This window comes from Pseudoduganella sp., from assembly GCF_041914865.1.
In the GTDB taxonomy this organism is placed as follows: domain Bacteria; phylum Pseudomonadota; class Gammaproteobacteria; order Burkholderiales; family Burkholderiaceae_D; genus Rugamonas.
Genome location: NZ_JAYSCO010000037.1, coordinates 46,872 through 53,411 on the forward strand (window position 1 = coordinate 46,872; position 6,540 = coordinate 53,411).

The 6,540-nt window shown below is 66.7% G+C and carries 8 protein-coding genes and 1 pseudogene; 3 read left to right on the plus strand and 6 right to left on the minus strand.

Annotated elements, in window-relative coordinates:
• Positions 1-7: 7 nt before the first annotated feature.
• Genes ACE3TQ_RS17270 through argS form a run of 6 tightly spaced genes read right to left on the minus strand, consistent with a single transcriptional unit; the run spans position 8 to position 5,466 of the window.
• Complete coding sequence (locus tag ACE3TQ_RS17270; RefSeq protein ID WP_374583523.1) at positions 8-790, minus strand: type III pantothenate kinase; 783 nt, start codon at positions 788-790, stop codon at positions 8-10.
• A complete protein-coding gene (locus tag ACE3TQ_RS17275; protein ID WP_374583524.1) occupies positions 787-1,596 on the minus strand; it encodes a biotin--[acetyl-CoA-carboxylase] ligase in 810 nt (269 codons plus the stop codon). The genes ACE3TQ_RS17270 and ACE3TQ_RS17275 overlap by 4 nt, the downstream gene beginning before the upstream one ends.
• Positions 1,593-2,366, minus strand: coding sequence for an SDR family oxidoreductase (locus tag ACE3TQ_RS17280; protein WP_374583525.1), 774 nt, complete (start codon positions 2,364-2,366; stop codon positions 1,593-1,595). Before ACE3TQ_RS17280 ends, ACE3TQ_RS17275 begins: the two co-directional genes overlap by 4 nt.
• A 4-nt stretch (positions 2,367-2,370) precedes the next feature.
• Positions 2,371-3,039, minus strand: coding sequence for a thiol:disulfide interchange protein DsbA/DsbL (locus tag ACE3TQ_RS17285; protein ID WP_374583526.1), 669 nt, complete (start codon positions 3,037-3,039; stop codon positions 2,371-2,373).
• Positions 3,040-3,053: 14 nt separating this feature from the next.
• Positions 3,054-3,749, minus strand: a complete 696-nt coding sequence (locus ACE3TQ_RS17290; RefSeq protein WP_374583527.1) for an SPOR domain-containing protein — start codon at positions 3,747-3,749, stop codon at positions 3,054-3,056.
• Between the two features lie 7 nt (positions 3,750-3,756).
• Positions 3,757-5,466, minus strand: coding sequence for an arginine--tRNA ligase (gene argS, locus ACE3TQ_RS17295; RefSeq protein ID WP_374583528.1), 1,710 nt, complete (start codon positions 5,464-5,466; stop codon positions 3,757-3,759).
• Between the two features lie 133 nt (positions 5,467-5,599).
• Here argS and ACE3TQ_RS17300 point away from each other — a divergent pair, with 133 nt between their 5' ends.
• From ACE3TQ_RS17300 to ACE3TQ_RS17310, 3 genes and pseudogenes are all read left to right on the plus strand, one after another.
• The gene (locus ACE3TQ_RS17300) at positions 5,600-5,887 is read left to right on the plus strand and encodes a DUF4258 domain-containing protein (protein WP_374583531.1); all 288 of its coding nucleotides are present in this window, start codon (positions 5,600-5,602) and stop codon (positions 5,885-5,887) included.
• Positions 5,874-6,116 (plus strand): YgiT-type zinc finger protein, encoded by a 243-nt coding sequence (locus tag ACE3TQ_RS17305; RefSeq protein ID WP_374583529.1) that lies wholly within the window; start codon positions 5,874-5,876, stop codon positions 6,114-6,116. Before ACE3TQ_RS17300 ends, ACE3TQ_RS17305 begins: the two co-directional genes overlap by 14 nt.
• A 104-nt stretch (positions 6,117-6,220) precedes the next feature.
• Positions 6,221-6,540: pseudogene (locus ACE3TQ_RS17310) on the plus strand (hypothetical protein); the annotation flags it as partial.

A 6,540-nucleotide genomic window follows, 5' to 3' on the forward strand; every position in this document is an offset into this window, starting at 1 on the left:
ATCCGGGTCAGGCCGCGCGCAGGGCAGCGTGCAGGCCGATCATCACAATGTTCTCGACATGGCGGTGCGGTACCGGGACCGCCGGCGCGATATACGGCGCCGCGCCGCCCGAAATAATACATTCTACGGCCTGGTGCAGCTCAAACGCGCGCTCGATCGCCCCCGCCTGCGCGGCCAGGCAGCCGGTCAGGATCGCATCGTCGGTATTGTCCGCAAAGCCTTCCGGCAGCTTGCCTGGTTTGATTTGCGGCAGCTGCGCCGTGTTTTTGGCCAGGCTGGTCGCCATCAGGCCCAGTCCCGGCAGGATCATCCCGCCCAGGAACGTGCCGTCCGCCGTGATCGCATCAATGGTGGTCGCCGTGCCGCAGTTGGCGACAACGATCGCCTTGCCCGGCGCCAGCGCATGCGCCCCGATGGCCGCCGCAAAGCGGTCGCAGCCCAGCTGCGCGGGGTTGCGGTAGCCATTGCGCACACCGGCGCGCTGCGGCACCGAGGCGAACCACTCGACCGCTGCCGGCGCAATCCCCAGCGCCGGCGCCGCCAGCCATCCCGCCAGCATGTCGCGCACCGCTTGCCCCGCCACATTCGCCACCAGCACGCGGCCGATGCGTCCGGCGGGCCCCGTCCCGGGAGGCAGGGCCAAAGCCGACATGAGTCCGGCCGGGAAGTCGGCGGCGTCGGCGTGCATATGGGCGCCCTGGGCGTGCCAGGCGCCGAGGGCGGCGCCGGGTGCGGCGAGGGCCCATTTGATGCGGGTGTTGCCGGCGTCGATCAGCAGGTCGTAATTCATGGTGCAAGCCTCAGCGAAACGTCGCCCGACAGCACGGCGACGCGGCCGGCCGGCGTGTCGAGCAGCAGGCGGCCCTGGTCGTCGACCCCGGCGGCCAGGCCTTCTTGCTGTACCGCGCCCTGGTCGAGCAGGCGCACCGGCTGGCCGCGCCAGGCTTGCAGCGCGTTCCAGCGCTCGGTGAAGGCGGCAAAACCGGTATCGTCGAATTCGGCCAGCACCGCGCACAGGCGGCTGAGCAACTGGGCCAGCAGGGCATTGCGGTCCATCTGCGCCAGCCAGGGGGCGGACGAGACGTCGCGGCCAATGGCCGCTTCCAGTTCATCCGGCATCAGGAGGTTCATGCCGCAGCCGACCACGGCCCAGATCGTGCCGTCCGGCGCGGCCTGGGTTTCCACCAGGATGCCGGCCAGCTTGGCGCCGTCCTTCAGCACGTCGTTCGGCCATTTCAGCTGCACCGGCACGCCCAGGCCGCCCAGGGTCTCGGCAATCGCCACGCCAACGGCCAGCGGCAGGCCGACCATGCGGTGCAGCGGGGCGCGGAAAGGCCAGGCCACCGAGAAGGTGAGCGAGGCGCCCGGCGCCGACAGCCAGCTGCGGCCGGCGCGACCGCGCCCGGCGGTCTGCAGCTCGGCCACGCGCAGCACGGGGCCGCGCAGCGCCGCAGCGCCGCCCGCAGCGGACGGCACGCGTGCCAGCAGGTCGGCGTTGGTGGAGCCGGTTTCGGCGACTACTTCCAGCGCGACGTGGGAAGCGCTGGCGGCCAGCAGCGCGCGGATCGCCTCGGCGGCGAGGGGAGTTGCATTCATGATGTGCCCTTGCGCGCCTTATGCGGCGCTTTGGCGAAAGCCATGTCGTACAGCCAGTTCGGCAGCGCCCGCAGCAGGCGCGCGACCACGCCCATCTGCCACGGAATCACGCGGTAGCTGGCGCCACGTTCGATGCTGCGCGCCGCAGCCGCTGCAAAGGCGGCGGGCGCCATCAGGAACGGCATGGCGTATTTGTTTTTCTGCGTCATGGGCGTATCGATATAGCCCGGCGCAATGGTGACAACCTTGATCGCGCTGGCGCGCAGTTCCACGCGCAGCGCTTCGCAATACACGCGCACCGCGGCCTTGGACGCGCTGTAAGCGCCGCCGCCCGGCAAGCCGCGCACGCCGGCCACGCTGCCGATGCCCACCAGCCGCGCCGGCGTGCCCTGCGCGCGCATGGCCGCCACGAAGGGCGCGAAAGTGGCAACGGTCGCCGTCACGTTGGTGGCGATGATCGATTCGAACACCGGCAGGTCCTGCGCCAGTTCGGTGATGGTGCCGTGCGAGATGCCGGCGCTGGCGATCACGATATCGCAGCCGCCTGCATAGGCGAGGAAGGATTCCGCCGCTATGCGCACGGCGCCGTGGTCGGTCACATCGGCCGGGTAGGCGCGGTGCAGGTGCGGGTTGGGCAGGCTGGCAATGAGCGCATCCAGCGCATCGCCGCGGCGCGCCAGCAGGCCGAGCGTGCAGCCCTGCGCCGCGTAATGCGCGGCCAGGGCGGCGCCGATGCCGCTGGAAGCGCCGGTAATAAAGACGCGCTTCAAGGGCTTACTTCTTTTCCGCCTTGGCCTTGGCCACCAGGAAGTCCAGCACCTGCAGCGCATTGGCATGCTGCTGTTCTTCGGTCGGCTCCGGCTTGATGCGGCGGCTTGCTTCGGCGGGGGAGGTCATGTACTTGCCGTCGACGAACAGCATGGGCCAGTAATCGACGCGGTAGTCGGCCATCATGCGGTCGGTGCGGCGCAGCTTGGCCGCCACGCCCATGCCGTGATAGGTCGCCATGAAGTTGCGCTTGTCGATGCCCCGGCTGGCAGCCCAGTTGAACACCATTTCATCATTGCGCAGCGGGTTGTTCTGCACATGCATGGCCTCGAACGCCTTCTGGTGGTGCTGTTCCAGCAGGCCCATGGCGTCCAGCGTGAAGAACAGCTTTTGCTGCGGCAGCACCGACTGGCCGCGGCTCACGTGCACGCGCTTGAAGACGATGTTGTCGCCCTGTTTTTTCACCCAGGCCGCCAGCGCCGGTTCCAGGGCGTAGCAGTGGGGGCAGTAGTAGGCGAAGAACTCGATGACTTCGACCTTCTTGCCGGTATCGACGGCTTGCGGTTCGGGCAGCACGACGTATTCCGCGCCGGCGCTGGGCGCCGCCGGCGATGCGCCTGCACCGACTGCAAAACTGCACAATGCGGCGGCCAGGACCTGCTTGAAGAATTTCATCGTGCTGCTCCCCGTTACTTCTGGTTGCGGACCACGGCGACGTCGATGCCGTTTTCAGACAGCTTGGCGCGCACCTTGTTCATGGCTTCCACCTGGGTGAAAGGGCCCATGCGCACGCGGTGCAGCACGCCGGCGTCGGTGCTGCGGTCGGACACCGACGCCTCGAAGCCCAGCAAGGCCAGCTTGGCGCGGGTGTTCTCCGCATCGGCCGCTTCGCGGAAGGCGCCGGCCTGCAGGTAGTACACGAACTTTTCCTCGCCCGGCAGGGCAGGCGCCGGGGCGGCGGCCTGCGCCGGCGGGGCGGCGCTGTTCACTGGCGGCGGTGCGACAGGGGAGGTGGCTGCTGGCGCCGGCGCTGGCGCGGCCGGCTTGGCCGGGGCGTTGCCCTGCGCCTGGATGGTGTCCACCACCTTCTGCAGTTCGTCCACCGGCGGCGGCTTGGGCGATTCGCGTTCGAATTCGCTGTTGGCCTTGCGCACGGCGTCTTTGCTGCCATACATCGGCTTGTTCGGATCGGCGATCTGGCCGGATGCTTCATCGGTCGGCTTGCCGTTTTTCGGCGCCTTATCGGTGAACGGCGTCTGGCCCTTGGTGATCATCAGCGCGACGACCACTGCGATGACCAGGCCGATGACCAGGCCGATGACGATGCCGACCAGGGTGTTGCCTTGCTGCCGACCCGGGGAAAAGCGATTAGTGCGAAAAGCCATGAGGTCCTTACATTTGGTTAGGAGCGGATACGCCGATCAGCGCCAGGCCGTTGCGCAGCACCTGGCGGGTGGCCACCATCAGCGCCACGCGGGCCAGCTTGGTCGCCTCGTCTTCCACCAGCACTTTTTCGGCAAAGTAGAAGGAGTGCAGGGCGGCGGCCAGGTCGCGCAAGTAGAAGGCCACCTGGTGCGGGCCCAGTTCGGCCTGGGCGCGCGCCAGTACTTCCGGATACTGGGCCAGTGCCGCCAGCAGGGTCGCTTCGGTCGGCGCGGTCAGCGGCGACAGGTCGACGTTGGCCACGCTGGCTTCGTCGCCGCCCCAGTTTTCCAGCATGCGGCAGATACGCGCGTGGGCGTACTGCACGTAGTAGACCGGGTTCTCGTCGGAGGTCTTCAGCGCGACGTCGACGTCGAACACGAATTCGGTGTCGGCTTTACGCGAGATCAGGAAGAAGCGCACGGCGTCGCGGCCCTTGGTGATATCGCCGCCGCCGGACCATTCGATCAGGTCGCGCACGGTGACGTAGGAGCCGGCGCGCTTGGAGATCTTCACCTCGGCGCCGTCCTTCATCACGGTGACCATCTTGTGCAGCACGTAGTCAGGGAAGCCTTGCGGGATGCCCATGCCGACCGCCTGCAGGCCGGCGCGCACGCGCGCGATGGTGCCGTGGTGGTCGGAACCCTGCACGTTGATGGCCTGGGTGAAGCCGCGCTGGAACTTGACGATGTGGTAGGCCACGTCCGGCACGAAGTAGGTGTAGCCGCCGTCGGTCTTGCGCATGACGCGGTCCTTGTCGTCGCCGTAGTCGGTGGTGCGCAGCCACAGGGCGCCGCCGTCTTCGTAGGTGTGGCCGTTGGCGACCAGCGCTTCCACGGCCTTTTCCACCTTGCCGTCGGAGTACAGCGAGGACTCCAGGTAGTAGTTGTCGAACTTCACGCCGAAGGCCTGCAGGTCGATGTCCTGCTCGTTGCGCAGGTAGGTGACCGCGAAGGCGCGGATGTTCTCGATGTCTTCCACGTCGCCGGAGCCGGTCACCGGCTGGCCGTCAGAGGCGGACACGGTTTTCTTAGCCAGGAAGTCGGCGGCGATGTCGGCGATGTAGTCGCCGTTGTAGGCCGATTCAGGCCATTCCGCGTCGCCCGGTTTGAAGCCCTTGGCGCGGCACTGCACCGAGGTGGCCAGGGTCTGGATCTGCACGCCGGCGTCGTTGTAATAGAACTCGCGGGTGACCTTGGCGCCTTGCGCTTCGAACAGGGACGACAGCGCGTCGCCCAGGGCCGCCTGGCGGCCGTGGCCCACGTGCAGCGGGCCGGTCGGGTTGGCGGAGACGAATTCGATGATGACGTTCTTGCCGGCCAGTGATTCGCTCTTGCCGAAGGCGGCGCCTTGCTGCAGCACGGTCTTGACCACGGACTGCTTGGCGGCGTCGGTCACGCGCAGGTTGATGAAGCCTGGACCGGCGATTTCGGCGCTGGCAACCAGCTGCTTGCCGGCCGGGTTTTCCTGCAGGGCGGTGACGATCTTCTGCGCCAGTTCGCGCGGGTTCATTTTCAGCTGCTTGGCCAGCTGCATGGCGATATTGCAGGCGACGTCGCCGTGGCTGGCATCGCGCGGACGCTCCAGTACCACGTTGGCTTTAACGTCGGAACCTTCCAGGATCGGGGTCAGGGCGGCCTGGAACAGGGAAATGATCTCTTGCTTTTGTTGGGCGAGCATGTGGTGTGCGGGCGGCTGGCCGCCTCTATATAAACGTCTGAAAAGAGGGACATTATACTGAAAAGCGTATCATTCTCCCTATTGGTTGACACGGCGCAGAATGGCCGAGCCGCTGCTGGGGCAAGCTGGGCGAATGGCCCAGCCGACCATCCGGCAGTTTCGCAACCTTGTCCGAGCCGGGCATTACCGAGTCTCGTTGCATGCAAGGGAGGGGCTGGAAGATGACGGACTATTTGAAAAAGACTTCCGAAGAATCATCCTCGGCGGGAGAATCGTCGAACATCAAGTCGATCGGGGTACGGGAGAACGCAAATACCTGGTCTTCGGTCGAACCTGTGACGGTAGACCCGCCTATAGCGCAGTCAAAATCGAAACCGGCTCCGGCAGATTGGTTGCCATTACCGTCTATGCTGTCGCATGAACTCTGCTCTTCCTGTGGTCATCAAGGTTTGCGCTTGCGCCGGGTTACACGCAGTTGCGGCAGTGGCCAGGACATTGTTGTTATTGAACATATCCCGATGGTGTTTTGCCCACATTGCGGGGAGGGCTATTTTTTGCCCGAAACACTGCGTGAAATTGATCGAATGAAGGCGCAGAGGGACGGTTTTCAGCAGCTCCGGCTGGCTCCAGTGCTGGCATTCCCATCTTAGTTGGCATGCGTCCCGGGTTACAATCTTGGTTTTCACAGATTTACCGCGATTAAGCGGCCTCCCCGGCCGCTCCGCCGGCTGGCGGGCGCGATGACAGGATTGCAATGACTAAGAAAGAGCGCCCAACCTTATCCCTCAAACCTCAGGCTAAGCCGGCAGCGCCGGCTGGCAAGGCGCCTCGCGCGCAGGGGGAGGGCGCCAAACGCGGCGCCGGACCTGGCACCGGCGGCCCACGCGCCGCCGGCCAGCGTCCAGCCGGCCAGACCCGCAATGATTCCGCCCCACGCACCAGCGGCCCGCGCCCAAGCGGCGACGGCCAGCGTAGCTTCGCACCGCGCAGCGGCGAAGGTCGCGGCGAGGGCGGCCAGCGCTTCGGCGGCGGCGAAGGCCGTGGCCCGCGCGAAGAAGGTCGCGGCGAGGGCGG

What these genes read in the sequence shown, in the direction of transcription:
- ACE3TQ_RS17270 (WP_374583523.1), bottom strand. Translation starts at nt 790, where the DNA reads ATGAATTACGACCTGCTGATCGACGCCGGCAACACCCGCATCAAATGG.
- ACE3TQ_RS17275 (WP_374583524.1), bottom strand. Translation starts at nt 1,596, where the DNA reads ATGAATGCAACTCCCCTCGCCGCCGAGGCGATCCGCGCGCTGCTGGCC.
- ACE3TQ_RS17285 (WP_374583526.1), bottom strand. Translation starts at nt 3,039, where the DNA reads ATGAAATTCTTCAAGCAGGTCCTGGCCGCCGCATTGTGCAGTTTTGCA.
- ACE3TQ_RS17290 (WP_374583527.1), bottom strand. Translation starts at nt 3,749, where the DNA reads ATGGCTTTTCGCACTAATCGCTTTTCCCCGGGTCGGCAGCAAGGCAAC.
- argS (WP_374583528.1), bottom strand. Translation starts at nt 5,466, where the DNA reads ATGCTCGCCCAACAAAAGCAAGAGATCATTTCCCTGTTCCAGGCCGCC.
- ACE3TQ_RS17300 (WP_374583531.1), top strand. Translation starts at nt 5,600, where the DNA reads ATGGCCCAGCCGACCATCCGGCAGTTTCGCAACCTTGTCCGAGCCGGG.
- ACE3TQ_RS17305 (WP_374583529.1), top strand. Translation starts at nt 5,874, where the DNA reads ATGCTGTCGCATGAACTCTGCTCTTCCTGTGGTCATCAAGGTTTGCGC.